This is a genomic window from Bradyrhizobium sp. AZCC 1693 (genome assembly GCF_036924745.1).
Classification (GTDB): Bacteria; Pseudomonadota; Alphaproteobacteria; order Rhizobiales; family Xanthobacteraceae; genus Bradyrhizobium.
Genome location: NZ_JAZHSD010000001.1, coordinates 1,235,271 through 1,258,766, shown reverse-complemented (window position 1 = coordinate 1,258,766; position 23,496 = coordinate 1,235,271). Strand labels below are relative to the sequence as shown.

Annotated in this window: 26 protein-coding genes; 20 read left to right on the top strand and 6 right to left on the bottom strand. The window is 63.8% G+C overall.

Translation table 11 applies throughout. From position 1 onward, the window contains the following. Window positions 1–98: 98 nt before the first annotated feature. On the bottom strand, window positions 99–524 hold the full coding sequence (locus tag V1293_RS06305; protein WP_334516637.1) for a MerR family transcriptional regulator: 426 nt from the start codon (window positions 522–524) through the stop codon (window positions 99–101). A 48-nt stretch (window positions 525–572) separates the two neighbouring features. Here V1293_RS06305 and V1293_RS06300 point away from each other — a divergent pair, with 48 nt between their 5' ends. Genes V1293_RS06300 through V1293_RS06290 form a run of 3 tightly spaced genes read left to right on the top strand, consistent with a single transcriptional unit; the run spans window position 573 to window position 1,486 of the window. Further along, window positions 573–959, top strand: coding sequence for a mercuric transporter MerT family protein (locus tag V1293_RS06300; RefSeq protein WP_334507663.1), 387 nt, complete (start codon window positions 573–575; stop codon window positions 957–959). A gap of 13 nt (window positions 960–972) precedes the next feature. Then, window positions 973–1,257, top strand: coding sequence for a cation transporter (locus V1293_RS06295; protein WP_334507661.1), 285 nt, complete (start codon window positions 973–975; stop codon window positions 1,255–1,257). Between the two features lie 4 nt (window positions 1,258–1,261). After that, window positions 1,262–1,486 carry a GDCCVxC domain-containing (seleno)protein gene (locus V1293_RS06290; RefSeq protein WP_334507658.1) on the top strand — a complete coding sequence of 75 codons (225 nt, stop codon included), beginning with the start codon at window positions 1,262–1,264 and terminating at the stop codon, window positions 1,484–1,486. 76 nt (window positions 1,487–1,562) lie between these two features. Here the strand turns inward: V1293_RS06290 and V1293_RS06285 are convergent, their stop codons facing one another. Beyond that, window positions 1,563–2,531: a tripartite tricarboxylate transporter substrate binding protein BugD gene (locus V1293_RS06285; protein WP_334507656.1), complete on the bottom strand. Its 969-nt coding sequence runs from the start codon at window positions 2,529–2,531 to the stop codon at window positions 1,563–1,565. 85 nt (window positions 2,532–2,616) lie between these two features. Beyond that, on the bottom strand, window positions 2,617–3,690 hold the full coding sequence (locus V1293_RS06280; protein WP_334507650.1) for a tartrate dehydrogenase: 1,074 nt from the start codon (window positions 3,688–3,690) through the stop codon (window positions 2,617–2,619). A gap of 123 nt (window positions 3,691–3,813) precedes the next feature. Between V1293_RS06280 and V1293_RS06275 the strand changes: the two genes are divergently transcribed. Next, complete coding sequence (locus tag V1293_RS06275; RefSeq protein ID WP_334507648.1) at window positions 3,814–4,719, top strand: LysR family transcriptional regulator; 906 nt, start codon at window positions 3,814–3,816, stop codon at window positions 4,717–4,719. Window positions 4,720–4,853: 134 nt separating this feature from the next. On the opposite strand, the gene erpA is transcribed toward V1293_RS06275, so the two are convergent. Next, window positions 4,854–5,183, bottom strand: a complete 330-nt coding sequence (gene erpA, locus V1293_RS06270) for an iron-sulfur cluster insertion protein ErpA (RefSeq protein WP_334507646.1) — start codon at window positions 5,181–5,183, stop codon at window positions 4,854–4,856. A 104-nt stretch (window positions 5,184–5,287) separates the two neighbouring features. Here erpA and V1293_RS06265 point away from each other — a divergent pair, with 104 nt between their 5' ends. From V1293_RS06265 to surE, 12 genes are all read left to right on the top strand, one after another. After that, on the top strand, window positions 5,288–6,496 hold the full coding sequence (locus tag V1293_RS06265) for a deoxyguanosinetriphosphate triphosphohydrolase (RefSeq protein WP_334507644.1): 1,209 nt from the start codon (window positions 5,288–5,290) through the stop codon (window positions 6,494–6,496). 9 nt (window positions 6,497–6,505) lie between these two features. Beyond that, window positions 6,506–8,299 carry an arginine--tRNA ligase gene (gene argS, locus V1293_RS06260; RefSeq protein WP_334507642.1) on the top strand — a complete coding sequence of 598 codons (1,794 nt, stop codon included), beginning with the start codon at window positions 6,506–6,508 and terminating at the stop codon, window positions 8,297–8,299. A 117-nt stretch (window positions 8,300–8,416) separates the two neighbouring features. Beyond that, window positions 8,417–9,901, top strand: coding sequence for an SPOR domain-containing protein (locus V1293_RS06255; RefSeq protein ID WP_334507640.1), 1,485 nt, complete (start codon window positions 8,417–8,419; stop codon window positions 9,899–9,901). Window positions 9,902–9,954: 53 nt separating this feature from the next. Next, window positions 9,955–10,977 carry a beta-N-acetylhexosaminidase gene (gene nagZ, locus V1293_RS06250; protein ID WP_334507638.1) on the top strand — a complete coding sequence of 341 codons (1,023 nt, stop codon included), beginning with the start codon at window positions 9,955–9,957 and terminating at the stop codon, window positions 10,975–10,977. Then, a complete protein-coding gene (locus tag V1293_RS06245) occupies window positions 10,974–11,801 on the top strand; it encodes a segregation and condensation protein A (RefSeq protein WP_334507636.1) in 828 nt (275 codons plus the stop codon). Before nagZ ends, V1293_RS06245 begins: the two co-directional genes overlap by 4 nt. An 18-nt stretch (window positions 11,802–11,819) precedes the next feature. Further along, a complete protein-coding gene (gene scpB / locus V1293_RS06240; RefSeq protein ID WP_334507634.1) occupies window positions 11,820–12,572 on the top strand; it encodes an SMC-Scp complex subunit ScpB in 753 nt (250 codons plus the stop codon). 146 nt (window positions 12,573–12,718) lie between these two features. Continuing rightward, entirely contained in the window at window positions 12,719–12,961 is a 243-nt protein-coding gene (locus V1293_RS06235; protein ID WP_057834624.1) for a twin-arginine translocase TatA/TatE family subunit, read from the top strand. 103 nt (window positions 12,962–13,064) lie between these two features. Next, on the top strand, window positions 13,065–13,583 hold the full coding sequence (gene tatB / locus V1293_RS06230; protein WP_334507629.1) for a Sec-independent protein translocase protein TatB: 519 nt from the start codon (window positions 13,065–13,067) through the stop codon (window positions 13,581–13,583). Beyond that, complete coding sequence (gene tatC, locus V1293_RS06225) at window positions 13,580–14,401, top strand: twin-arginine translocase subunit TatC (RefSeq protein WP_334507627.1); 822 nt, start codon at window positions 13,580–13,582, stop codon at window positions 14,399–14,401. Before tatB ends, tatC begins: the two co-directional genes overlap by 4 nt. Before the next feature lie 215 nt (window positions 14,402–14,616). Then, the gene (gene serS, locus V1293_RS06220) at window positions 14,617–15,960 is read left to right on the top strand and encodes a serine--tRNA ligase (RefSeq protein WP_334507625.1); all 1,344 of its coding nucleotides are present in this window, start codon (window positions 14,617–14,619) and stop codon (window positions 15,958–15,960) included. Window positions 15,961–15,972: 12 nt separating this feature from the next. Continuing rightward, window positions 15,973–16,383: a hypothetical protein gene (locus tag V1293_RS06215; protein ID WP_334507623.1), complete on the top strand. Its 411-nt coding sequence runs from the start codon at window positions 15,973–15,975 to the stop codon at window positions 16,381–16,383. A 96-nt stretch (window positions 16,384–16,479) separates the two neighbouring features. Next, window positions 16,480–17,247, top strand: coding sequence for a 5'/3'-nucleotidase SurE (surE, locus tag V1293_RS06210; RefSeq protein WP_334507621.1), 768 nt, complete (start codon window positions 16,480–16,482; stop codon window positions 17,245–17,247). A 134-nt stretch (window positions 17,248–17,381) separates the two neighbouring features. Here surE and V1293_RS06205 read toward each other — a convergent pair whose 3' ends face one another. Then, complete coding sequence (locus V1293_RS06205; RefSeq protein WP_334507619.1) at window positions 17,382–17,759, bottom strand: response regulator; 378 nt, start codon at window positions 17,757–17,759, stop codon at window positions 17,382–17,384. A gap of 240 nt (window positions 17,760–17,999) precedes the next feature. Here V1293_RS06205 and V1293_RS06200 point away from each other — a divergent pair, with 240 nt between their 5' ends. Next, the gene (locus tag V1293_RS06200) at window positions 18,000–18,644 is read left to right on the top strand and encodes a protein-L-isoaspartate(D-aspartate) O-methyltransferase (RefSeq protein ID WP_442894213.1); all 645 of its coding nucleotides are present in this window, start codon (window positions 18,000–18,002) and stop codon (window positions 18,642–18,644) included. 109 nt (window positions 18,645–18,753) lie between these two features. Further along, window positions 18,754–20,118, top strand: coding sequence for a peptidoglycan DD-metalloendopeptidase family protein (locus tag V1293_RS06195; protein ID WP_334507617.1), 1,365 nt, complete (start codon window positions 18,754–18,756; stop codon window positions 20,116–20,118). Between the two features lie 174 nt (window positions 20,119–20,292). Here the strand turns inward: V1293_RS06195 and V1293_RS06190 are convergent, their stop codons facing one another. Further along, on the bottom strand, window positions 20,293–21,276 hold the full coding sequence (locus tag V1293_RS06190) for an ATP-binding protein (protein WP_334507615.1): 984 nt from the start codon (window positions 21,274–21,276) through the stop codon (window positions 20,293–20,295). Window positions 21,277–21,471: 195 nt separating this feature from the next. Here V1293_RS06190 and yajC point away from each other — a divergent pair, with 195 nt between their 5' ends. Together yajC and secD are read left to right on the top strand one after the other, a co-directional pair. Beyond that, window positions 21,472–21,834, top strand: coding sequence for a preprotein translocase subunit YajC (gene yajC, locus V1293_RS06185; RefSeq protein ID WP_334507613.1), 363 nt, complete (start codon window positions 21,472–21,474; stop codon window positions 21,832–21,834). 55 nt (window positions 21,835–21,889) lie between these two features. Further along, on the top strand, window positions 21,890–23,488 hold the full coding sequence (secD, locus tag V1293_RS06180; RefSeq protein WP_334507612.1) for a protein translocase subunit SecD: 1,599 nt from the start codon (window positions 21,890–21,892) through the stop codon (window positions 23,486–23,488). Window positions 23,489–23,496 lie beyond the last annotated feature (8 nt).

The following is a 23,496-nucleotide window of genomic DNA, read 5'->3' as shown; positions in this document are numbered from 1 at the left end:
GACCTCCAGCTAGCAAGAGACCCGACCAACGATGAGAAGCCAACAGCGAGTTGAATGGAATGTCAGGCCGACGGCTCCGACATAGGAGTTAGGTCGCCTTACCTGTCTGCATCCAGAATATCGAGCACCGGGCAATCGGGGCTCGTTCCGTCACTGCATTGCGCAACCGTTTCCGCCAAAACGGACTCGAGCTTAACGAGGTCCGCAAGTTTGCTGCGAACGTTTTTCAGATGGGCGCTTGCGATCTTGTGTACGTCGGCACAGCAGGCGCGCTCCGGTCCGCTCAAGGCGAGCAAGGCCCGGATCTCCTCCAGCGTGAAGCCGAGCTCGCGAGAACGCCGGATGAAACCCAATGCCCGTTTTTCGGCTGGACCGTAAACCCGCCGGCCGCTCGCCGTTCGGGGTGGCGTCGGCAGCATCTTGATCCGCTCGTAGTAGCGGATGGTCTCAATGTTCACGCCGCTAAGCCGGGACAGCTCGCCGATTGAAAGATTTTCGGCTCGCGAAGACGTGATGGGGGGCATGTTATTGTCCTTGATCCTGTAGTGACTACAGGATGCATGCTTTAGCCCATGAAATTCAACGAAGTTGATCACTTTGACGATAACCGACGGCGGCAAAGTCTGGTGGCCGCGGGCGGCCTACTTGGCGCGCTGGCAGCGTCCTCCTGCTGTATCCTCCCGCTGGTCCTGTTCGGTCTTGGCGTTAGCGGCGCATGGATCGGGAATTTCACCCGGATCGCCCCCTATCAGCCCTTCTTCATCGCTGCGACGCTCATGCTGCTCGGATACGGCTATTGGCTGGTCTACCGACCTTCAACGCGCGCCTGCGCCGATTTGGAAGCGTGCGCGCGCCCGGTTTCGGATCGCATCGTCAAAACGGCGCTCGTCCTGGCGACGATCCTCGTCGCCGCCGCGTTTGGCCTCGACCTCATCGCGCCACTCTTTCTCAATTCGTAAACGGAGAATTGCCATGCATAAGGTGTTCGCCCGCACAGCGTTTGCAATCGGCATCATCGCTTCGCCGGCAGCATTGGCCGAAGACAGAACGATCATCCTGGCGGTGAGCAACATGGACTGCGCCGCATGCCCTTCCATCGTCAAGAGCAGCTTGCAAGCTGTTCCCGGCGTCGCCAAGGTTGCCGTGTCGTTCAAAGAAAAGACGGCAACGATCGTCTATGACGATGCCAAAACCGATGTGAGCCGGTTGATGTCGGCGACGACCAACGCCGGCTATCCGTCCGCGCCGAAGAGTTGATGCCATGATTCTTGAATCGACGATCACATGTCCGCACTGCGCCGTTTCGAAAACGGAGACGATGCCCACCGATGCCTGCCAGTTTTTCTATGAATGCACGGGCTGTGGCACAACGCTGAAGCCGAAGGCGGGCGATTGTTGCGTGTTCTGTTCTTACGGGTCGATACCGTGTCCGCCCATTCAGGCCCAGCGAACCGGCGAGTTGGGCGGCGCGGCGTGTTGCTTGTAGTTGCTGATAACAAACCAACGACTGACATCACGCGCGGCCCGCTCAGCGGCGGGGCGCGCGAGCGGACCGTTTCTCCTCAATCCGCAAACTGATTGGCCGCCTTGATGATCGGCGCCCAGCGGTCGACCTCGCTGATCAATTGTGCCTTCAGCGCTTCGGGCGTGGCCTGATCCTGCGGCACAGGTTCGGTGTTGATGTCGTTGAACCGTTTCACCAGGTCGGGATCGCGCAACGCCTCCTGCAATGTCTTGGACAGCTTCTGAATGATGTCGTCGGGCGTTCCCTTCGGCGCATAGATGCCGTGCCAGGCGCCGACTTCAAACCCCTTCAGTCCGGCTTCATCGGCGGCTGGAAGATCCGGCATGGAGGCGAGACGGGTCTTCGTCGTGATGGCGTAGCTCTTGATCAGCTTTGAGGCGATCGGCGCTGTCGTGTTGGTGGTCTGGTCGCAGGAGAGGTCGATCTGCTTGCCGATCAGATCGTTCATGATGGGCGCATTGCCCTTGTAGGGCACGGTGAGGATTTCTCTGCCGACCGCCGTCATGAACAGCATGCCGCAGAGATGCGACGCGGCGCCAAGGCCCGCATTGCCAAAGGTCATCTTGTCGCCATTGGCCTTGATGTAGGTGACCAGTTCGGCGAGCGTATTCGGTGGCAGATCGGGCCGGCCGATGATCGTCATCGGCGCGTTGGTGACGAGTCCAACAGGCGCGAACGCGGTCTTGGTGTCGTAGGCGAGCTTGCGGTACAGCGTGGCGGCCGTGGAGATGCCGATGTGGTGGATCATCAGCGTATAGCCATCGGGTTCCGCACGCGAGGCGCGCGTGGCTGCGATGGTGCCGCCGGCCCCGGTTGCGTTCTCGATGATGATGGGCTGGCCGAGGAGTTTCGACATCGTCTGCGCGGTGACCCGCGCCACTGTGTCGGTGGCGCCGCCGGCGGCGAAGGGGACCAGCAGCGTGAGGGGCCGGGTCGGATAGTTCTGCGCCAGGCTCGCGGAACTGATCATGGCGAACGCGAGCGTGATGGTGGCAGTCTTCATCATTTGCATGTGCGCTTCCCAAAATTCTTTTCTGATTTTGTCGTGGGCTTTTTTTCCACGATCGATCCGGCCTTCAAGTGACAGGCGGTCACACGTTTGAGCTATGGATCGCTTCCGCGACGGCCTCTGTGACATCCTTTGTCGTCGCGGTGCCGCCGACATCGGGCGTCGTGATGCCGGCGCCGGTCACCTTCTCCACAGCGCGCATCAGCCGCGCCGAGGCTTCCGCCTCGCCGAGATGATCGAGCATCTGCGATGCCGTCCAGAAACTCGCGACCGGATTGGCGATGCCCTTGCCGGTGATGTCGAACGCCGAGCCGTGAATGGGCTCGAACATCGATGGAAAGCGCCGCTCGGGATCGATGTTCGCGGTCGGCGCCACGCCGAGGCTGCCAGCCAGCGCGCCGGCGAGGTCGGACAGGATATCGGCGTGAAGGTTGGTCGCGACGATGGTGTCGAGGCTCTGCGGCTTCAGCGTCATCCGCACCGTCATCGCATCGACCAGCATCTTGTCCCAGCTGACATCAGGGAATTCTTTCGAGACCTCGTCGGCGATCTCGTCCCACATCACCATGCCGTGCCGCTGCGCATTCGATTTTGTAACCACGGTGAGGAATTTTCGCGGGCGTGACTGCGCCAGCTTGAAGGCGTAGCGCATGATGCGCTGAACGCCGACGCGGGTGAAGACCGCGACTTCGGTGCCGACTTCCTCCGGCAGGCCGCGATGCACCCGCCCGCCGCAACCGGCATATTCGCCCTCGGAATTTTCGCGGACGATCACCCAGTCGAGGTCGCCGGGGCCGGCATGGCGCAGCGGCGAGGTGATGCCGGGCAGGATTCGGGTCGGCCGGACATTGGCGTATTGGTCAAAACCCTGGCAGATCGGCAGGCGCAGGCCCCACAGCGTGATGTGATCGGGCACATCGGGCGCGCCGACCGCGCCGAAATAGATCGCATCGAATTTCTTCAGCGTGGTGAGCGCATCCGCAGGCATCATCACGCCATGCTTGCGGTAATAGGCGGAACCCCAGTCAAACGTTTCGACATTGAACTTCACGTCGCCCAAGCGCTTCTGGAGGTTCTCGAGTGCGGTGACGCCGGCGGCGATGACCTCGGGGCCGATCCCATCGGCCGGAATCGCCGCGATTGAATATTCACGCATGTCTCTTCCCTGTGGTTTTTCGCAGCCTTTGAAGGCCTGAATGCAGCTTGCGGCCGTGGCGGGCGAGAGGCAATTGCCTCACGTTTATACAAAAAATTGATATAATCCCCTCCGGGAGGACGAATGGATCTACACCAATTGCGCTGCTTCGTGGCGGCGGCCGAGGAATTGCACTTTGGCAGGGCAGCTCAGCGGCTGGACATGCTGCCGTCGGCGCTCGGGCGGTTCATCCGGCTGCTCGAAGACGATCTCGGCACGCGGCTGATGACACGCACGACGCGAAGCGTCGCGCTGACCGACGACGGCGCCGTGCTGCTAAAGGAAGCGCGGGCGCTATTGGTGCAGGCCGATGCGCTCGCCGGCCGATTTCGCACGCGCGGCCGCAAGCGGGCCGCGATCATTCGCATCGGCGCCATCGACAGCGCCGCCGCTGGCCTGCTGCCGCGGCTGCTCCATGATTTCCGCAAGCGCCAACCCGACGTCACCGTGCAACTGGTCGAGGAAAAGACGGTCCGCCTGCTGCCGCGTCTGTTGTCCGGCCGGCTCGATCTCGCCTTCGTGCGCCCGCCGGAGCGGCCCGACAAGCGGCTGGAGTTCCTGTTCCTGCTGCACGAGACCGCCGTCGTCGCGGTTGCCGAGCGTCATCCGCTGGCGTCGCGCAAGCGCGTGACCATCGCCGATCTCGAAAATCAGCCGCTGATCGTGCCCGAACGCCGCTCGCGTCCGCACAGTCATGATCTCACCATGAAACTGTTCGCAGAAGCCGGGTGTGAGGCCCGCGTCGCGCAAATCGCCGACGAGAAGCAGACCATCGTCAATCTGGTCTCCGCAGGATTGGGCGTCGCCATCGTCCCGCGCTGGACCTCGCGAATGGCAACGCGCGGCGTCCGCTTCATCCGCCTTGCCGCCTCCGACATGAACAAGCTGCCGCTGGCGGCAGCCTTCACCCGCGGCACCCGCGATCCGATGCGCGATGCCGTGCTGGAGATGCTGAAAGCCGATCTGCCGCGCTACGCGCGGGAGGCGTAGATGTCTCAGTGGCCACAGCTGTCATCACCCGCAAAGGCGGGTGATCGATAAGCCGCAGCGTACTGGATACCCCGCCTTTGCGGGATATGACGATCACGGTTGGAGGAAGAAGTCGGCCTGTTCCTAGACCGAAATCAGACCGAAAAACTGGTCCCGCAACCACACGACGCCGTGGCATTCGGGTTGACCACGCGGAACGAGGCACCGATCAGATCGTCGACGAAATCGACTTCGGAACCGGCGAGAAACGGCACCGAGGCCGGATCGACCAGCACCACCGCGCTCTCGCGCGCGATCACCAGATCGTCCTCGGCCTTGGCATGGTCGACGTCGAATTTGTACTGGAAGCCGGAGCAGCCGCCGCCCTCGACGGAAATGCGCAGCATGGCGCCGTCGCCTTCGCTCTTGAGGATTTCGCCGATGCGGCGGGCGGCCCGCTCGCTGACGGTGATGGCAGTGCTCATGGCATGGTCTCCGGGGGCGTCATACCCAATTCATTTGGTATGGTGCCTCAGACATAGTTAAGTGCGTAATCTCGCGGAATCAAATGGATAAGGACTAAAAAACCGTGTCGGTCGGAATGGCTGCCCCCCGCGCGCCTTATGGCTGCGACCCCGATTCCAGCCGTGGCCGGCTGTTTGCGGAGCCGCCGAGCCGAACCCGCAGCCCGTTCCGGCGCGATTGCGACCGGGTGATCCATTCCACCGCGTTCCGCCGCCTCAAGCACAAGACGCAGGTGTTCGTGTTCCACGAGGGCGACCATTACCGCACGCGGCTGACCCATTCGCTGGAAGTGGCGCAAATCGCGCGTGCGCTGGCACGCCAGCTCGGCCTCGACGAGGACCTCACGGAAACGCTGGCGCTGGCCCATGACCTCGGCCATCCCCCGTTCGGCCATGCCGGCGAGCGGGCACTCGACAAATGCCTCGCCGCCCATGGCGGCTTCGACCACAACGCGCAGGCGCTCCGGGTCATTACCTCGCTGGAGCACCGCTATCCCGAATTCGACGGGCTGAACCTGACTTGGGAAACCCTCGAGGGCATCGTCAAGCACAACGGCCCGCTGACCGAGCGGGGCGGGGCCCCGGCCGGGCCATACCGCGAAAGTGGCATTCCCGTCGGTATCGCCGACTTCAATCAAAAATTCGATCTGGAGCTATGGAGCTACGCCTCGCTGGAGGCGCAGGTCGCAGCCTTCGCCGACGACATTGCCTACGACGCCCACGATATCGACGACGGCCTGCGCGCCGGCCTGTTTGGCGTCGACGATCTCAAGGTGATGCCGCTCACCGCAGCGATCATCGCCGAAATCGACCGGCATTATCCCAATCTTGACGATGCCAGGCGTGGCGCGGAACTGGTGCGCGAGCTGATTTCCTACATGATCGGGGCGGTCATGTCGGAGGCGGGCAGGCGGCTTGCGGCGGGGAAGCCGCAATCGGCGCATGATGTCCGCCACCACCATCAGCCGCTGATCGCCTTTCCGCCCGCAGTCGCGGAGGAGGAGGCCGCGATCAAGGCGTTCCTGAAACAACACATGTACCGCCACCACCGCGTCATGCGGGTGATGGGCGAGGCGGAAGGGATCCTGTTCGACCTGTTCGCGCGCTACCAGGCCTCCCCGGGCGACCTGCCGCCCGAATGGGTCGAGGGCACCGAACGTGAGAGCGAGGGGGAACGCGCCCGCCGGATCGGCAATTTCATCGCCGGAATGACCGACCGTTTCGCCTTAATCGAGCACCAAAGGCTTTTTGACTCGACCCCGGATTTGCGTTAGGCGGCGGCCATGTCCGACAAGCCAGCTTCACAACACCTGTTTTCCGATGTGCTCGCGCGCGTGCACGCGATCTGCGCGACGCTGGCCGCCGAGGGCCAATGGCCCGCTGGCATCGATTTCTCCCGCGTCGTGGTCGAGCCGCCGCGCGATGCCAGCCATGGCGACATGGCGACCAATGCCGCGATGGTGCTCGCCAAGGACGCGAAGGCAAAACCGCGCGATCTCGCCGACAAGATCGCGGAAAAATTGCGCGCGGACGATCTGGTGGCTTCCGTCGAAGTCGCTGGTCCCGGCTTCATCAATCTCACCTTGAAGCCGCAGGTCTGGACGGCCGAATTGCTCACGATGCTGCGCGAAGGCGCGGCCTACGGCAAAAGCGCGATTGGCCACGCCGCCAAGGTCAATGTCGAATACGTCTCGGCCAATCCGACCGGGCCGATGCATGTCGGCCATTGCCGCGGTGCGGTGTTCGGCGACGCGCTGTGCGGTCTGCTTGACTTTGCCGGCTACGACGTCACGCGCGAATACTACATCAACGATGCCGGCGCGCAGGTCGATGTGCTGGCGCGCTCGGCATTCCTGCGCTACCTCGAAGCGCTCGGCGAAAACATCGGCGAGATTCCGGAGGGACTCTATCCCGGCGATTACCTCGTGCCGGTCGGGCAGGCGCTCGCGGCCGAGCATGGCGACAAGCTCAAGGCGATGCCGGAAACCGCATGGCTGCCGATCGTGCGCGCCAAGTCGATCGCCATGATGATGGACATGATCAAGGGCGATCTCGCGGCGCTCAACATCACGCACGAGGTGTTCTTCTCGGAGCGGTCGCTGCTCGAGACCGGCAACAACAAGGTCACCGAGACCATCGATTTCCTGCGCGCCAAGGGCGACATCTACGAGGGCCGCCTGCCGCCGCCGAAAGGCAAACCGGTCGAGGATTACGAGGACCGGGTCCAGACGCTGTTCCGCGCCACCGCCTATGGCGATGACGTCGATCGTCCGCTGATCAAGTCGGACGGCTCCTACACCTATTTCGCTTCTGACATCGCCTACCACAAGAACAAGGTCGATCGCGGCTTCCTCGACATGATCGACGTGTTCGGCGCCGATCATGGCGGCTACATCAAGCGCATGCAGGCGGCGGTGAAGGGCGTCAGCGACGGCAAGGCCGCGCTCGACGTCAAGGTCGTGCAGCTCGTCCGGCTGCTCCGCGCCGGTGAACAGGTGCGGATGTCGAAACGCTCCGGCGATTTCGTCACGCTGCGCGAAGTGGTCGACGAGGTCGGCTCGGACGCGGTGCGGTTCATGATGCTGTTCCGCAAGAACGACGCGGTGCTCGATTTCGACCTCGCCAAGGTGCGCGAACAATCGAAGGACAACCCCGTCTTCTACGTCCAGTACGGGCATGCCCGCGGCCATTCGATTTTCAAGAATGCCCGCGAGGTGGTTCCGGAGCTGCCCGAGGACGATGCGGCCCGGACCGCCTGGCTGGTGGACGCCCCGGTGGAGCGATTGACTGACCCGGTGGAACTCGACCTCTTGAAACGGCTGGCGCTCTACCCCAGAATGGTCGAGTCGGCGGCGGTGGCGCATGAGCCCCACCGAATCGCCTTTTATCTATATGATTTGGCCAGTGAATTTCACGCGTTATGGACGAAAGGGCGGGATTTGCCCTATTTACGCTTCATTATAACTAATGATGCAGAGATCACGAGGGCGCGACTGGCTATGGTCCAGGGCGTCGTCTCGGTTCTGGCATCGGGCTTAGCCGTTCTCGGCGTCCACGCTCCGACCGAGATGCGGTAGGCAGGGGCGAAGGCCTTCACGAATGGGGGTTCGTGGGGTATCTGGCAGGGGCCACGCTCGTCATGGTTTGTTTGACATGGCGGGTTGGCGCTGTCCCGTAGGGGATGCATCATCACGATGGCTAATCGATATCAGGACCGACCTTTTCCCTCCGCCGACGAAGCTCGCGGCGAGAGTGATCCGCTTGCGGAGCTCGCAAGGCTGATCGGGCAGAATGATCCGTTGGGGGCCCCGGCCAAACCCGCGCCGCGCCCGCTGCAGTCGCGGGCCAACGTGCGTCCACAGCAGGAGTATGATCTGCCGGAAGAGGAGCCCGAGGCTCCTCCGAGCCCGCCGGCATGGATGCAGCGCGCGCGCCACGAAACCCCGCTGCCGCCGCCGCCTCTGCCGCAAGAATACGATCAGAAATACGATGACGAGCCGGAGTACCAGCAACCGGCGCCGGTGCATCCCTTGCACCGCTATGCAGCCCAGCCGCCGCAGGCGCCCGCGCAGGGCTATCAGGCGCCCGCGCAGGACTATGACGAGGCTCCGCAGCAATACGCCGATGAGCCGCAGCACGACCCGTCGCGCTACGACGATGCTCTGTATGGGCGGCTCGAAACCGGCGAGCACGACTATCAGCGCGACCCGGCCTATCCGGACGATCCCTACGCCTACCAGGGCGAATATGAGGAAGAGCCCGCGCCGAAGAAGCGCTCGAGCGGCCTGATGACGGTTGCCGCCGTGCTGGCGCTGGCCGTGGTCGGGACGGGGGCTGCCTTTGCCTATCGCACCTTCGTCGGTTCGCCCCGCTCAGGTGAGCCGCCGATCATCAGGGCCGACAACAGCCCGACCAAGGTGGTGCCGGCGCAGTCCGACGCAAGCGCCGCCAAGAACCCTGACCGCATGCTGCCGGGCGATGGCGGCGAAAAGCTGGTGTCGCGCGAAGAGACGCCGGTCGACGTCAATTCCCGCTCGGGGGCGCCCCGCGTGGTGTTTCCGCCGCTGAACCAGAACGCCAACCCGCCGCCGGCCTCTAGTGTTTCGCCGTCGGCGCCGATGCCTGCGGCCGCCAACGGCACGATGCCGAACAACGAGCCGCGCAGAGTCAGGACGCTCGCCGTCAAGGGCGATCCAGCCGACAATGGCGGCATCCCGGCAGGCGCCAGCGCGCCGCCGCCGAAGCCGCAGACGCGAAGCGCCGCTGCCCCGGCCGCGGCTCCCGCCGCCCCGCCGGCGCGTAACCCGGCATCAGCCAATGCCAGCGCCAATGCGCCGATGTCGCTCGCGCCTCAGGCGTCCGAATCGGAGCCGCAGACCCGCGTGGCTGCGACTAACCCGACGCAAACCGCGCCGGCTGGAGCTTCCGAGGGTGGCGGCAGTTTTCTGGTATCGGTGACGTCGCAGGACAGCGAATCCGCCGCCAGGGAGTCGTTCCGCGTGGCGCAGGGCAAGTACGCGTCAGTGCTCGGTTCCCGTTCGCCGGTGATCAAGCGGGTGGATCTGGCCGACGGGAAGACCAAGTATCGAGCGATGGTTGGGCCATACCGCACGCGGCAGGAGGCCGTCCAGTTCTGCACCGAGCTGAAGGCCGCCGGGGGACAGTGCTTTATCCCGTAGAATTATCTCCGGTTTCCTTGACCCCGGAGCTCTGAGGGGCCTAATCGGCCCCCATGAGCAGCCGCGCATTCATCACGGGCGTATCGGGACTGGAACTCAGCGCTTCGGAGCGCGAATTCATCGGTGCTGAGCGCCCATGGGGCTTCATCCTGTTCAAGCGCAATGTCGAGACGCCAGATCAAGTATCTGCGCTGGTTGAGGAATTGCGGAATTGTCTGGGCGAGGCGGATGCCCCGGTCCTGATCGACCAGGAAGGCGGGCGGGTGGCCCGGCTGGGGCCGCCGCATTGGCCGGTCTATCCGCCCGGCGCGACCTTCGGGGCGCTCTACGACCTCGACAGGGCGCTGGGGCTCAAGGCTGCGCGGCTGAGCTCGCGTCTGATCGCGGCTGACCTGATCGACCTCGGGATATCAGTCGATTGCCTGCCCTTGGCGGACGTCCCGGTGGCCGGGGCTGACGCCGTGATCGGCAACCGGGCCTATGGAACCGAGCCGGGCAAGGTCGCAGCGATCGCCCGCGCCATCACCGAGGGGCTGGAGCAGGGCGGCGTCCTGCCCGTGCTGAAGCACATTCCCGGCCACGGCCGGGCCACAGCAGATAGCCATTTCCGGCTCCCAACCGTTGATACGTCGCGGGAAGAGCTCGAAAAGACAGATTTCGCCGCCTTTCAACCGCTGGCGGACCTGCCGATGGCGATGACCGCACATGTTGTGTTTAGCGCATTAGACCCCGCCCAACCCGCGACGACTTCTGCGACAATCATCCGGCAGGTGATTCGCGGCGTAATTGGGTTCCAAGGCTTGTTGATGAGTGATGACGTGTCCATGAATGCATTGGCGGGATCGATCGCCGAGCGGACCCGCGCCATCGTCAACGCCGGCTGCGACCTGGTCCTGCATTGCAACGGCAAGCTCGACGAGATGCGCGACGTGGCGCGCGAAGCGCCGGAACTGGCTGACGAAGCGCTGGATCGCGCCAGGCGGGCACTGGCCTTGCGAAAGCAGCCAGAACCCTCGGATCGGCAGGCGGCGCGGGCTGAACTTGAGACGTTGATGGATCGGGTAGGAACGGCATGACGGCTGAGATTCTATCGTTTGAAACCGGACGGCCCGCCGAGATCACCGACGGCGAGGCGGCGCTGGTGGTCGACGTCGAGGGGTATGAGGGCCCGCTCGACCTGCTGCTCACGCTGGCGCGGCAGCAGAAGGTCGATCTCGCCAAGATTTCGATCCTGGCGCTGGCCGATCAGTATCTGACGTTCATCGAGGCCGCGCGAAAGATCCGCCTTGAGCTCGCGGCCGACTATCTCGTGATGGCCGCCTGGCTTGCATACCTGAAATCGCGCCTGCTGCTGCCCGAACCGCCGACGCCGGACGGACCGAGCGCGGAAGAAATGGCAACCGCGCTCGCCAACCGGCTGCGCCGGCTCGAGGCCATCCGCGAAGCCGCCAACCGGCTGATGAACCGGCCGCAGTTCCAACGCGATATCTTTCCGCGCGGCAATCCGGAATCGATCGCCGAAATCAAGCATCCCAAATTCACCGCCACCCTGTTCGACCTGCTCACCGCCTATGCCGTGCAGCGCCAGCAGCGCGTGCTGGCGACCGTGCATCTGGCCAAGCGCACGGTGTGGTCGCTTGCCGAAGCACGCGCCTCGCTGGAGCGGCTGGTCGGCATGGCCGATGCCGAGGATTGGAGCTGCCTCGACGATTACCTGCTCAGCTACATTGTCGATCCCTCGCAGAAGGCGACGGTGTTTGCGTCGAGCTTTGCCGCGGCGCTCGAACTGGTGCGCGAAGGCGAGATGGAATTGAACCAGAAAGAGGCGTTCGCGCCGCTGTATTTTCGTAAGCGTCCGCCGCAGGCAGCGATGCCCGCGCCGGATATGACGGTCGAGTAAGTGGAAGGAGACCTAGCCATGGCAAGCCTGGCGGAAAAACGCATGGAAGATGCCGAGGATCATTCCGTCGACCAAACGACCGACCAAGCGGCGCGGCCCGAGGAATTGCGGCTTCTCGAAGCGCTGCTGTTTGCCTCCGCCGAGCCGATCGATCAAGCGGCGCTGGCCAAGCGCATGCCCGATGGCGTCGACGTCAAGGCGGCGCTGGCGCAACTGCAGGCGGAATATGCCCCGCGCGGCGTCAACCTCGTGCGTGTCGCCAACAAATGGACGTTCCGCACCGCCGGCGATCTGTCGTGGCTGATGACGCGCGAAAGCACGGAGACGCGGCGCCTGTCGCGTGCGGCCATCGAGGTGCTCGCGATCATCGCCTATCACCAGCCGGTGACGCGTGCCGAGATCGAGGAGATCCGCGGCGTGATCACGTCCAAGGGAACGCTGGACGTGCTGCTGGAAACCGGCTGGATCCGCCCCCGTGGCCGCCGCAAGACACCGGGCCGGCCGCTGACCTTCGGCACGACGGAAGCATTCCTGTCGCAGTTCAGCCTGGAGGCGCTGGGCGACCTGCCAGGGCTGGAAGAGCTGAAGGGTACGGGACTACTGGATTCGCGGCTGCCTTCCGGCTTCAGTGTTCCGACGCCATCGGACGACGCGGCGCTGCGTGAGGACGAGGATCCGCTCGACGCCGGCGATACTCTGGAACTCCTGCTGGCGCCGGCCGCCGAGCCCGAAGAGAGCGGTGGAGCTGGTTCTGAGGGCTCAGCCGGCTAGTCCCGCAAGCGGGGTTAACAATAGCCATAATACGTAGCCGTGACAGCGATTTGCCGCGGCGTGGGTCCTTGTTTTTGACACCCGCCGGGCCTACCTTCCGCCAAAGCTTGGCCGGAAGCCGGCCGTCTCTTTTGGAGGGTTGCAGGATGGGTTCGCTTAGCATTTGGCACTGGATCGTCGTGATCGCAGTGGTCCTGCTGTTGTTCGGCCGCGGCAAGATTTCGGACCTGATGGGCGATGTCGCGCAGGGCATCAAGGCCTTCAAGAAGGGCATGCAGGACGATACCAAGGAGGCCGAAAAGCCCGCCGAGCCGGTGAAGACCATCGATCACAATGCGACGCCGGCGCCGACGGCGGCACGAACGGATGTCGGCAGCAAGGCTGTCTGAGCCGGACATCGGTTGAAAGCCGGTTTGAGAAAAGGCGCGGCCAGCCCCAAATCTTGCTAAATAGGGATTTGGGCGCGGACGTCTCGCGCGAGCGGAAGAATTCATGTTCGACATCGGGTGGAGTGAACTGGTCGTCATCGCGGTTGTCGCGCTGATCGCCATCGGCCCGAAAGAGCTGCCGGGCGTGCTGCGCATGGTCGGGCAATGGATGGGCAAGGCGCGCAAGATGGCCGCCGAATTCCAGGGCCAGTTCCAGGAAGCCATGCGCGAGGCCGAAATGGCCGACCTCAAGAAGAGCTTTGACGAGGTCAAGGACACCGCGACAGCGCTGTCGCCCGGCAACCTCATGACCTCGCTGCAGAAGGATGTCGGCGACGCCCTGCAGATCGGCGACATAGACAAGCCTGCCGCCGACAAGCCCGTAGATGCACAGGTGGCGTCCGCGATCGGCGAGCCCGTAACACCGACCACGCCCGCGGCGCCAACGCCGGAAACCTTCGCCGAGGCTGAGGCGCATGCGGCGGCCTCGGAGCCGCTCGCGATCACACGCGAAGTTCAGGCGGCGGCGCAGGATGTCGCGCCGGCTGTGCCTGACGTTCTCAAGGACGCCAAAGCGTCATGACCATCGAGGACATCGAGGCCAGCAAGGCGCCATTGATGGATCATTTGATCGAGCTGCGCTCGCGGCTGATCAAGGCGCTGCTGGGCTTTGGCATTGCTTTCATCTTCTGCTTCTTCTTCGCAAAGCAGATATACAACGTGCTGGTCTGGCCGTTCGTCTGGGTGGCGGGCGCCGAGAACTCCAAATTCATCTACACCGCGCTGCTGGAATATTTCCTGACGCAATTGAAGCTTGCGCTGTTCGGCGCCGGCTTCATCTCGTTCCCGATCGTGGCGACGCAGATCTACAAATTCGTGGCGCCTGGCCTCTACAAGCACGAGCGCGGCGCGTTCCTGCCGTATCTGATCGCAACGCCGTTCTTCTTCGTGCTGGGCTCACTGCTGGTCTATTTCGTGGTGCTGCCGATGCTGGTGCGATTCTCGCTCGGCATGCAGCAGATGGGCGGCGAGGAGAGCGCGCAGATCCAGTTGTTGCCGAAGGTCGGCGAATATCTGTCGCTGATGATGTCGCTGATCTTCGCCTTCGGCATCGCGTTCCAGCTTCCGGTGATCCTGACCTTGCTGGGGCGGATCGGCATCGTCACCTCGCAGATGCTGCGTGAGAAGCGGCGCTATTTCATCGTCATCGCGTTCGTGATCGCAGCCGTTCTGACGCCGCCCGACGTGATCAGCCAGGCCTCGCTCGCGATACCGCTGCTGGCGCTCTACGAGGGCGCGATCATCGCCGTCCGCATGGTGGAAAAGAAGGCCGCCGCCGCGCAGGCCTCGACCACGCCTCCACCCGCCAGTCCGCCCCCGGAAGCCAACCCGGCGGAATAGGGCGCCGTTCTCGCCCCGCAATCGGCCGTCATTCCCCGCGAAAGGGGGGAATCCAGTACGCCGAGGCCTCCCCGATTCAGCACTGGCGTCTCTGGAATACTGGATCGCCCGCTTTCGCGGGCGACGACGGATGTGGTACGGGATGCGCCAACATGAACGTTAAATGTCAACGTGATCTGTGTCATTCGACGCAAGCGCCCCAGGACTGACCGCCCATGCACGACATCAAATCGATCCGCGACAACCCCCAGGCGTTCGACGCCGGACTGAAGCGCCGCGGGCTGGCGCCGCTGTCGGCTGGGCTGCTGGCGATCGACGAAAAACGCCGTGCGGCGATCCTGGCGTCGGAGCAGGCGCAGGCCCGGCGTAATGCGGCGTCGAAAGAAATCGGCGAGGCCAAGAAGGCCAAGGACGACGTGCGTGCCAACAGACTGATGGCGGAAGTCGCCGAGCTCAAGACCACGATGCCGGAGCTCGAGCTGGCCGCGAAGACCGCGGATGAGGAGCTGGCGAAAGAACTCGCCGCGATTCCGAACCTGCCGCTCGACGACGTGCCCGAAGGCGCAGACGAGCACGGCAATGTGCAGCGCCACGTCTATGGCAAGATCCGCAACTATGCCTTCACGCCGAAACCGCATGACGATCTCGGCGGCGCGCTCGGCTACATGGATTTCGAGGCGGCGGCGAAATTATCCGGCGCACGTTTCGTCGTGTTGAAGAAAGGTCTCGCACGGTTGGAGCGCGCGATCGGCCAGTTCATGCTCGATCTCCACACGGGCGAGCATGGCTACACCGAGGTCAATCCGCCACTACTGGTGCGCAACGACGTGATGTTCGGCACGGGCCAATTGCCGAAATTCGAGGACGACCAGTTCTGGGCCATCAAGGGCGAACTGCTGGTGGCTCCGGACGAGCGGTTGAAAACTGAGCGCCTCGGTCTCATCCCCACCGCCGAAGTCTCGCTGACCAACCTCGTTCGCGAATCCATCGTCGATGAAAAAGAACTGCCGATGCGGCTGACCGCGCTGACGCCATGCTTCCGTGCCGAAGCGGGCGCTGCGGGCCGCGATACCCGCGGCATGATCCGGCAGCATCAATTTACAAAAGTCGAACTGGTCTCGATCGCGACGCCGGAGACCAGCCGTGACGAGCATGAGCGCATGCTGTCTTGCGCCGAGGAGGTATTGCGCCGGCTCGACCTGCACTACCGCGTAATGACGCTGTGCTCCGGCGACATGGGCTTTTCCGCGCAAAAAACCTACGACATCGAGGTCTGGATGCCGGGACAATTTTCGAGTCAGGGCGAGGGCGGCGCCTATCGCGAAATCTCGAGTTGCTCGGTGTGCGGCGACTTCCAGGCGCGCCGCATGGATGCGCGTTCGCGCGGGCCCGACGGCAAGCCGCGTTTCGTTCATACGCTCAACGGATCCGGCACGGCGGTCGGCCGCGCGCTGATTGCGGTCATGGAAACCTATCAGCAGGAAGACGGCTCCATCGCGGTACCCGACGTGCTGCAGCCCTATATGGGCGGGCTCAAGACGATCGAGCGGGACAAATAACGCAAAGCAAAAATGGCATTGCATCGCGACATCTTTTGGATCGGGAGGCAATGGGCTGTTACCGGCCATGGGATGCAGTTGATCGACCAGAGATTGATGGGCGCCTTCGATATCGAAGCGGCGCGCCTTTGGGACGATGAGCTGATCGGGCGCATGCGCGCCAAGGAGTGGCTCAACGCCGCGGATTTCGACAAGGGGCTGGCGGTTGCGCGAACGCGACATCCGCGGGAGCAGGCGGTATCGACGTCGGTAGTTGTGCCGCCGGTTCCAGCGATCGAGTCGGTCGAGCCACCTCTGCCGGCTGCGAATCCGGAAGCGCCAAAGTTTGAAACGCCAAAGCAGGAGTCGCCAGACCTGCAGATGAAAATCGACGGCGGCGCCAAATTCGCGCGCCCCTGGCGTGTCTGGATGAAGAAAACATGAGGAAATGGGCCGGTTTGCCTCAGCCGCGATAGCCGGATAAGACGACGCCCAAAGGCAGGAGCCTGCCTCGACCTGAACCAGAAGGCATTTTGACGGATGCGAATTCTCTGCACCAACGACGACGGCATCCATGCGCCGGGGTTGAAGATCGTCGAGGAGATCGCCCGCGCGCTGTCCGACGACGTCTGGATCGTGGCGCCGGAGCTCGATCAGTCCGGCGTCTCGCATTCGTTGTCGCTGAACGATCCGTTGCGGCTGCGGGAAGTCGGTCCGCGCCATTTCGCGGTGCGCGGCACGCCGACCGATTGCGTGATCATGGGCTCGCGCCATATCCTCGGCGAGAAGATGCCCGATCTCGTGTTGTCCGGCGTCAACAAGGGCCGCAACGTCGCCGAGGACGTGGTCTATTCCGGCACCATCGCCGGCGCCCTTGAAGGCACGATCCTGGGCATCCCGTCGTTCGCGCTCAGCCAGGAATTTTCGATCGAGACCCGCCACGCGCCGCTGTGGGACACCGCGCTGAAATTCGGTCCGGATATCCTGCGCAAGGTAATCGAGGCGGGCGTGCCGAAGAACACGGTGATCAACGTCAATTTCCCTGCCTGCACGGCCGATCAGGTCAAAGGTGTCCGCGTGACGCGGCAGGGCAAGCGCAACCTCGGCTTCCTCAAGGTCGACAAGCGCCACGACGGCCGCGGCAATCCCTACTTCTGGATCGGCTTCGAGCGCGCCGCGATGATGGATACGCCGGCCGAAGGCACCGATCTTGCGGCGCTCGCGGCCCGCTACGTATCGGTCACGCCGCTGCGGCTCGATCGGACTGACGAGGCATTTTCGGAAGAGCTGACGACGACGTTGAAGTAGTGGCCGCAGCCAAATTCGTCATACCCGCGAAAGCGGGTATCCAGTACGCCGCGGCCTCTCGGTTCAATCACAGGTCCTGGGATACTGGATCATCCGCGTACGCGGATGATGACGGCCGAGCGCGCGGAAAACACCTAAACCGTCGCGCTCTTCATCGTGGCGGCGATGACCTGCGCCAGCGTCTCCAGCTGGAACGGCTTCTGCAGGGCGGGGCGGTCGCGATATTCCTGCGGCAGGCCGGAAGAGCCGTAGCCGGTCGCAAAGATGAACGGGCGGTTGCGCGCCGTGATCAGCTCGGCCACCGGCGTGATCACCTTGCCGTTGACGTTGACGTCGAGAATGGCGAGATCGAATTCGGTCGATTGCACCAGCTTGACCGCTTCGCCGATTTCGCCGGCCTCGGCAGCTACGCTGTGGCCCAGCTCTTCCAGCATGTCAGCGACCATCATCCGGATCATCACCTCGTCTTCAACGAGGAATACAGAACAGCCCGCCGGCCGTGTCGCCATCATGAGGGGAATCCTTGCCCTTCCAAGGCTTTGAGGTTCGCAAAAAACACCCCTGGGCGCAACGTCGACATGAACCGGCACGCTTTTGGAAGCAAAGCCACCGGCGACGGATTTGCCGCTGCCCCAACGCCGGGGGTGGACAGCGGTTCCGCTGTCTGGAACCAAAATATTGAGGAAATTCTTCCTTAAGTGCGCGGAGGCTATTACATCTCGGCGAGGCCTGTGCCCCGCCGCGAGACCGCAATGTCGCAAGAACCGCCCGAGAAGATGATGTTTCAGCTCACCCTGCGGCGGCGGGGGATCAGCGACCAGGCCGTGCTGCGCACCATGGAAGAGGTGCCGCGGGAGGTTTTCGTGGCGGCTGGCGATCGCGGGCATGCCTATCGCGACAGTGCGCTCGGCATCGCCTGCGGGCAGACCATCAGCCAGCCCTTCGTGGTCGCCTACATGACCGAGCAGCTGCAGCTGCAGAAGCACCACAAGGTACTCGAGATCGGCACCGGCTCCGGCTATCAGGCCGCGGTGCTGTCGCGGTTATGCGCGCACGTCCTCACCATCGAGCGCTACCGGACACTGGCTGACACGGCCCGCGACCGGCTCGAAGCGCTCGGCTATCACAATATCGAGGTGATGAACGGCGACGGCTTCGACATACCACCGGGCGCCGGCGATTTTGACCGCATCATCGTCACCGCCGCGATGGAGCAAATCCCGGAAAAGCTGCTGGAGCGGCTCGAGCCCGGCGGCATCCTGATCGCACCGGTCGGCCCGCATCACGGCACCCAGACGCTGGTCAGGGTGACCAGGACGGGCAGCGGGTTCGAGCGCAAGGAATTGGTCGATGTCCGCTTCGTCCCGGCCCTGCCGGGAATTGCGCGCGAACTGTAGAATCCCGGATTGGCGGTTCCCGCCAACATCTTATTCCAAGGGTTAAGCGGTTATTTACTCGGTACGTGTTTACTCAAAACAGTATTTTGTTGCGTACGAGTGAGTAACCATGTCCCGTGTCGCCGAGTTGCTTCGCTCGCGTCGGATGCCGCAGGTCGCGGTACTGGCGCTGATGTCGGTCGGCTTTGCCGGCTGCAGCGCCGATATGCAGACGCGCTTTTCCGATAGCTCGTTCTCCAATCCCTTTGCCTCGCAGCCCGAAGCCACCGGTTCGGTGCGCTCGCCCGCCGCAGAACGCCGCGAACTGCCGCAATACGCCCGGCCGCAGGCATCCGCGCCGCAATTCCAGTCCCAGGCCTTGCCGCCGGCCGCCGTCGCTGCGCCGCCCGCTTATCCGGCCAGTTCGGGCGGAGTGTCGGGAGGAGGGCGCGGGATTTCGTCCTATGCACCGCCGTCCCAACCGCCGATCGAGACCACCGCCACGGTACCGCCGCGCTCAGTCGCAGCCGCGCGCCCGGCTGCACAGAACGGCACCACGATCATCGTCGGCACCAGCGACACGCTCGACATTCTGGCCAAGCGCTACAACGTTTCATCGGCCGCGATCCTGCAGGCCAATGGCTACAAGGGCCCGCGCGTGCTGTCGCCCGGCCAGCAACTGATCATTCCGCGGCAGACGGCGGTGGCTGCGGCCGCGCCGGCGGCCACCAAGCCGGTTGCCGCTGCGGCCGCACCGTCGAGCGTCCATATCGTCAATCGTGGCGATACGCTGATGAGCATCGCGCGCCGGAATCATGTCCCGGTTGCCGAACTCGCCAAGGCCAACAATCTCGATCAGTCCGCCAAGCTCAGCCTCGGCATGAAGCTCACCGTGCCCGGTTCGAAGTCCGCGGCCGTTGCGCCGGTGGCGCAGCCCGTCGTCGCCGCAGCACCTGCCCAGCCGGTCGCCCCGGTTGCGGCGCCGGCCACCAAGATGGCCGCCGCCGGCGGTCCGCCGCAGGCCGCGCGGCTGGCCTCCGCCACCACGAATGTCGCGGAGGAAAAGCCTGTCGTCGAGCAAGCTTCCATCAAGCCCAGCGAAGCCACCGGCGCGCTGCCGACCTTCCGCTGGCCGGTGCGCGGCAAGGTGATCACGAGCTACGGCGCCAAGACCAACGGCAAATCGAATGACGGAATCAACTTGGCGGTGCCGGAAGGCACGCCGGTGAAAGCCGCCGAAGACGGCGTGGTCGCCTATTCCGGCAACGAGCTCAAGGGTTACGGCAATCTGGTTCTGGTGCGGCACTCCAACGGTTATGTCACCGCATATGCCCATGCGAGTGAACTGATGGTGAAGCGCGGGGATACGATCAAGCGCGGCCAGATCATTGCCAAATCGGGTCAATCGGGCGAGGTGGGGTCGCCGCAGCTCCACTTCGAGATCCGCAAGGGATCTTCTCCGGTTGACCCGCTTCAATTCCTGAACGGGGCGTGAGGCCGTAGCGGCCGCTTGCACTAGACCCACAAGCACCCTGTCGTCGCCCGCGAAAGCGGGCGATCCAGTATTCCAGAGTACTTGCGATTGACCGCGAAGCCGCGGCGTACTGGGTCCCCCGCCTTCGCGGGGGGATGACGAGCGGAGAGCGTGGCGACGGCAGTCGCGAAACGCCTACTTCCCCGAAAGCCTCACACCCAGCCGTCCTGCCAGTTCCTGCGTGAACTGCCAGGCGACGCGGCCCGAGCGGGAGCCGCGGGTGGTCGACCATTCCAGCGCCTCGCGCTCCAGCTCGTCGTCGGCGATCTTGATGCCGTAATGGCCACAATAGCCGCGCACCATCGCCAGATATTCGTCCTGGCTGCAGCGATGGAAGCCGAGCCAGAGACCAAAACGGTCCGACAGCGACACCTTCTCCTCGACCGCTTCGCCCGGGTTGATCGCGGTCGAGCGTTCGTTCTCGATCATCTCGCGCGCCAAAAGGTGCCGCCGGTTCGAGGTGGCGTAGAGGATGACGTTGTCGGGACGTCCCTCGATACCGCCTTCCAGCACCGCCTTCAGCGATTTGTAGGAGGCGTCGTTGCCGTCGAAGGAGAGGTCGTCGCAGAACACGATGAAGCGGAAATCGGAGCTGCGCAGCAGATCCATCAGGCCGGGCAGGCTTTCGATATCCTCGCGGTGGATCTCGATCAGCTTCAGCCGGTCGGCCGGCTTGCGGTCGATGTTGATATTGGCGTGAGTTGCCTTCACCAGCGACGACTTGCCCATGCCGCGCGCGCCCCACAGCAGCGCGTTGTTGGCCGGCAGCCCGTCGGCAAAGCGCTCGGTGTTTTCGATCAGGATGTCGCGCATCCGGTCGATGCCTTTGAGCAGGCCGAGGTCGACGCGGCTGACGCGCGGCACCGGCGACAGGCGTCCGTCCGGATGCCAGACAAAGGCGTCGGCGGAGCCGAACGACTCACCATTTCCGGCCGCCGGGGAGGCTGCGGAGAGGTGGCCGGCGATGGCTTCCAGCGCCGTGGCGATCCGCTCGGCGGTGGCGCCGTTGAGGCTGTTTGCCGGACGTTTTGTCGCGGTTTTTGCAACGGCTCGCGAGGCCGCTTTGGGAGCCGCGCGGGCCACTGTTTGAGCCGCAGTTTTCTTGGCTTTTTTCGACATTTTTGCAGTTCCTGACCGCGCAGCCTTAACGGGCCTTGGAAGGTCCCGCAAGCGGCCTAAATGAGAGGCTTGGCCACGTTGCAATTGGGCCCGCCGCCGCTATAGTCCGCGCGAATTTGCCCGGGACCGGCGATTTGCCCAAGGCGCTAAGCTCAGGCATGGCCGGTTCTTTTCCGTCTCACGAGGATTGTTCGAATGCTGATTACCCCTGCGTACGCCCAGGCTGCGGCCGGCGGCGATGCCAACAGCATGTTGATGTCGTTGCTGCCGTTCGCGCTGATCTTCGTGATCATGTACTTCCTGATTCTGCGTCCGCAGCAGAAGAAGGTGAAGGATCATCAGGAACTGGTTAAAAACATCCGCCGTGGCGACACCGTGGTGACCTCGGGCGGCCTGGTCGGCAAGGTGACCAAGGTGGTCGACGAGGACCAGATCGAGTTCGAGATTTCGGACGGCGTCCGCGTGCGGCAGATGCGGCAGATGATTTCGGGCGTCCGCGCCAAGGGCGAGCCGGCCAAGGAAAAGAGCGAGGCCAAGGACGAGACGTCGGCGAGCTGAGTTTTTCCGCGCCGCTTCCCGCGGCGCATTTTCCTGGATCTGACGGGTCTACTCGATGTTGTATTTCACGCGGTGGAAGGCGCTGGCGATCATTCTGACCGCGCTTGTGGTCTGCCTGTGCGCGGTTCCGAACTTTTTTTCCCAGGAGCGGGTGAAGACCTGGCCGGCGTGGGCGCAACGCCACATCGTGCTTGGGCTGGATTTGCAGGGCGGTTCGTACCTGCTGCTCGAAGTCGATTCCAACTACGTGAAAAAGAAGAAGCTCGAGCAGATCCGCGACGACTCACGGCGGGTGCTGCGCGACGCCAAGATCGGCTATACCGGCTTGGCCATCCGCGGCGACGCCGTCGAAGTGCGCGTCAAGGATAGCGACCAGCAGGCGTCTCTCAGCAAACTGCGAGAGCTGTCGCAGCCGCTCGGCGGCCTAGTCGGCTCGAGCGGCCAGCGTAGCCTGGAGGTTTCCGATGCCGGCGGCGGACTGATCCGCCTCTCGGTGCCGCAGGCCGCGATCACCGACCTTCTCCGTCGGACCATCGAGCAATCGATCCAGATCGTCGAGAAGCGCGTCAATGAGCTTGGTACGGTCGAGCCGATCATCCAGCGGCAAGGTACCGACCGCATCCTGGTGCAGGTGCCGGGCCTGCAGGATCCGACACACCTGAAGGAGCTGCTGGGCAAGACTGCGCAGATGGAATTCCGCATGGTCGACACCTCGGTGTCGCCCGACCAGGCCCAGCAGGGCCGGGTGCCGGCGGGATCCGAAGTGCTGATGAGTTCGACCTCGCCGAAGGTCCCCTATGTCATCAAGCAGCAGGTGCTGGTGTCAGGCGGCGACCTGATCGACGCCCAGCCAGGCTTCGACCAGCGCACGAACGAGCCGATCGTCAGCTTCAAGTTCAACAGTTCGGGCTCGCGCAAGTTTGCCCAGGCGACGTCAGAAAACGTCGGTCTGCCCTTTGCGATCGTGCTCGACAATGAAGTGATTTCAGCGCCCGTGATCCGCGAGCCGATCACCGGCGGCTCGGGGCAAATCTCCGGCAGCTTTACCGTTCAGGCCGCCAACGATCTCGCGATCTTGCTGCGCGCCGGTGCGCTGCCGGCGCCGCTGACCGTGGTGGAAGAACGCACCGTCGGTCCGGGCCTCGGTCAGGACTCGATCGAAAAGGGTGAACTTGCGGCCTATGTCGGTTCGATCATGGTCATCGTGTTCATGCTGGTGACCTACCGCCTGTTCGGCGTGTTCGCCAATATCGCCGTCGCCATCAACGTCGCCATGATCTTCGGCCTGTTGTCGCTCCTGAACGCCACGCTGACGCTGCCCGGCATCGCCGGCATCGTGCTGACGGTCGGCATCGCGGTCGACTCCAACGTGCTGATCTATGAGCGCATCCGCGAGGAATTGCGCGGCGGCCGCAACGCGATCTCGGCGATCGACGCCGGGTTCCGGCGGGCGCTGTCGACCATTCTGGACTCCAACATCACCACCTTCATCGCCGCCGCGGTGCTGTTCTATATCGGCACCGGCCCCGTCCGCGGCTTCGCCGTTACACTCGGCATCGGCATCATCACCACGGTCTTCACCGCCTTTACTCTCACCAGCCTGATCGTCGCCGGCTGGGTGCGGTGGAAGCGGCCCAAAACCGTGCCGATCTAGGAATCTGG

Coding starts and splice junctions, on each gene's coding strand:
- V1293_RS06290 (WP_334507658.1), top strand. CDS start 1,262: ATGATTCTTGAATCGACGATCACATGTCCGCACTGCGCCGTTTCGAAA.
- nagZ (WP_334507638.1), top strand. CDS start 9,955: ATGAGCAGCCGCGCATTCATCACGGGCGTATCGGGACTGGAACTCAGC.
- V1293_RS06305 (WP_334516637.1), bottom strand. CDS start 524: ATGCCCCCCATCACGTCTTCGCGAGCCGAAAATCTTTCAATCGGCGAG.
- V1293_RS06295 (WP_334507661.1), top strand. CDS start 973: ATGCATAAGGTGTTCGCCCGCACAGCGTTTGCAATCGGCATCATCGCT.
- V1293_RS06235 (WP_057834624.1), top strand. CDS start 12,719: ATGGGTTCGCTTAGCATTTGGCACTGGATCGTCGTGATCGCAGTGGTC.
- V1293_RS06275 (WP_334507648.1), top strand. CDS start 3,814: ATGGATCTACACCAATTGCGCTGCTTCGTGGCGGCGGCCGAGGAATTG.
- V1293_RS06300 (WP_334507663.1), top strand. CDS start 573: ATGAAATTCAACGAAGTTGATCACTTTGACGATAACCGACGGCGGCAA.
- V1293_RS06215 (WP_334507623.1), top strand. CDS start 15,973: ATGGCATTGCATCGCGACATCTTTTGGATCGGGAGGCAATGGGCTGTT.
- V1293_RS06205 (WP_334507619.1), bottom strand. CDS start 17,759: ATGATGGCGACACGGCCGGCGGGCTGTTCTGTATTCCTCGTTGAAGAC.
- tatB (WP_334507629.1), top strand. CDS start 13,065: ATGTTCGACATCGGGTGGAGTGAACTGGTCGTCATCGCGGTTGTCGCG.
- surE (WP_334507621.1), top strand. CDS start 16,480: ATGCGAATTCTCTGCACCAACGACGACGGCATCCATGCGCCGGGGTTG.
- secD (WP_334507612.1), top strand. CDS start 21,890: ATGTTGTATTTCACGCGGTGGAAGGCGCTGGCGATCATTCTGACCGCG.
- serS (WP_334507625.1), top strand. CDS start 14,617: ATGCACGACATCAAATCGATCCGCGACAACCCCCAGGCGTTCGACGCC.
- yajC (WP_334507613.1), top strand. CDS start 21,472: ATGCTGATTACCCCTGCGTACGCCCAGGCTGCGGCCGGCGGCGATGCC.
- V1293_RS06200 (WP_442894213.1), top strand. CDS start 18,000: ATGTCGCAAGAACCGCCCGAGAAGATGATGTTTCAGCTCACCCTGCGG.
- V1293_RS06280 (WP_334507650.1), bottom strand. CDS start 3,690: ATGCGTGAATATTCAATCGCGGCGATTCCGGCCGATGGGATCGGCCCC.
- V1293_RS06285 (WP_334507656.1), bottom strand. CDS start 2,531: ATGATGAAGACTGCCACCATCACGCTCGCGTTCGCCATGATCAGTTCC.
- V1293_RS06195 (WP_334507617.1), top strand. CDS start 18,754: ATGTCCCGTGTCGCCGAGTTGCTTCGCTCGCGTCGGATGCCGCAGGTC.
- V1293_RS06190 (WP_334507615.1), bottom strand. CDS start 21,276: ATGTCGAAAAAAGCCAAGAAAACTGCGGCTCAAACAGTGGCCCGCGCG.
- V1293_RS06245 (WP_334507636.1), top strand. CDS start 10,974: ATGACGGCTGAGATTCTATCGTTTGAAACCGGACGGCCCGCCGAGATC.
- tatC (WP_334507627.1), top strand. CDS start 13,580: ATGACCATCGAGGACATCGAGGCCAGCAAGGCGCCATTGATGGATCAT.
- erpA (WP_334507646.1), bottom strand. CDS start 5,183: ATGAGCACTGCCATCACCGTCAGCGAGCGGGCCGCCCGCCGCATCGGC.
- V1293_RS06255 (WP_334507640.1), top strand. CDS start 8,417: ATGGCTAATCGATATCAGGACCGACCTTTTCCCTCCGCCGACGAAGCT.
- scpB (WP_334507634.1), top strand. CDS start 11,820: ATGGCAAGCCTGGCGGAAAAACGCATGGAAGATGCCGAGGATCATTCC.
- argS (WP_334507642.1), top strand. CDS start 6,506: ATGTCCGACAAGCCAGCTTCACAACACCTGTTTTCCGATGTGCTCGCG.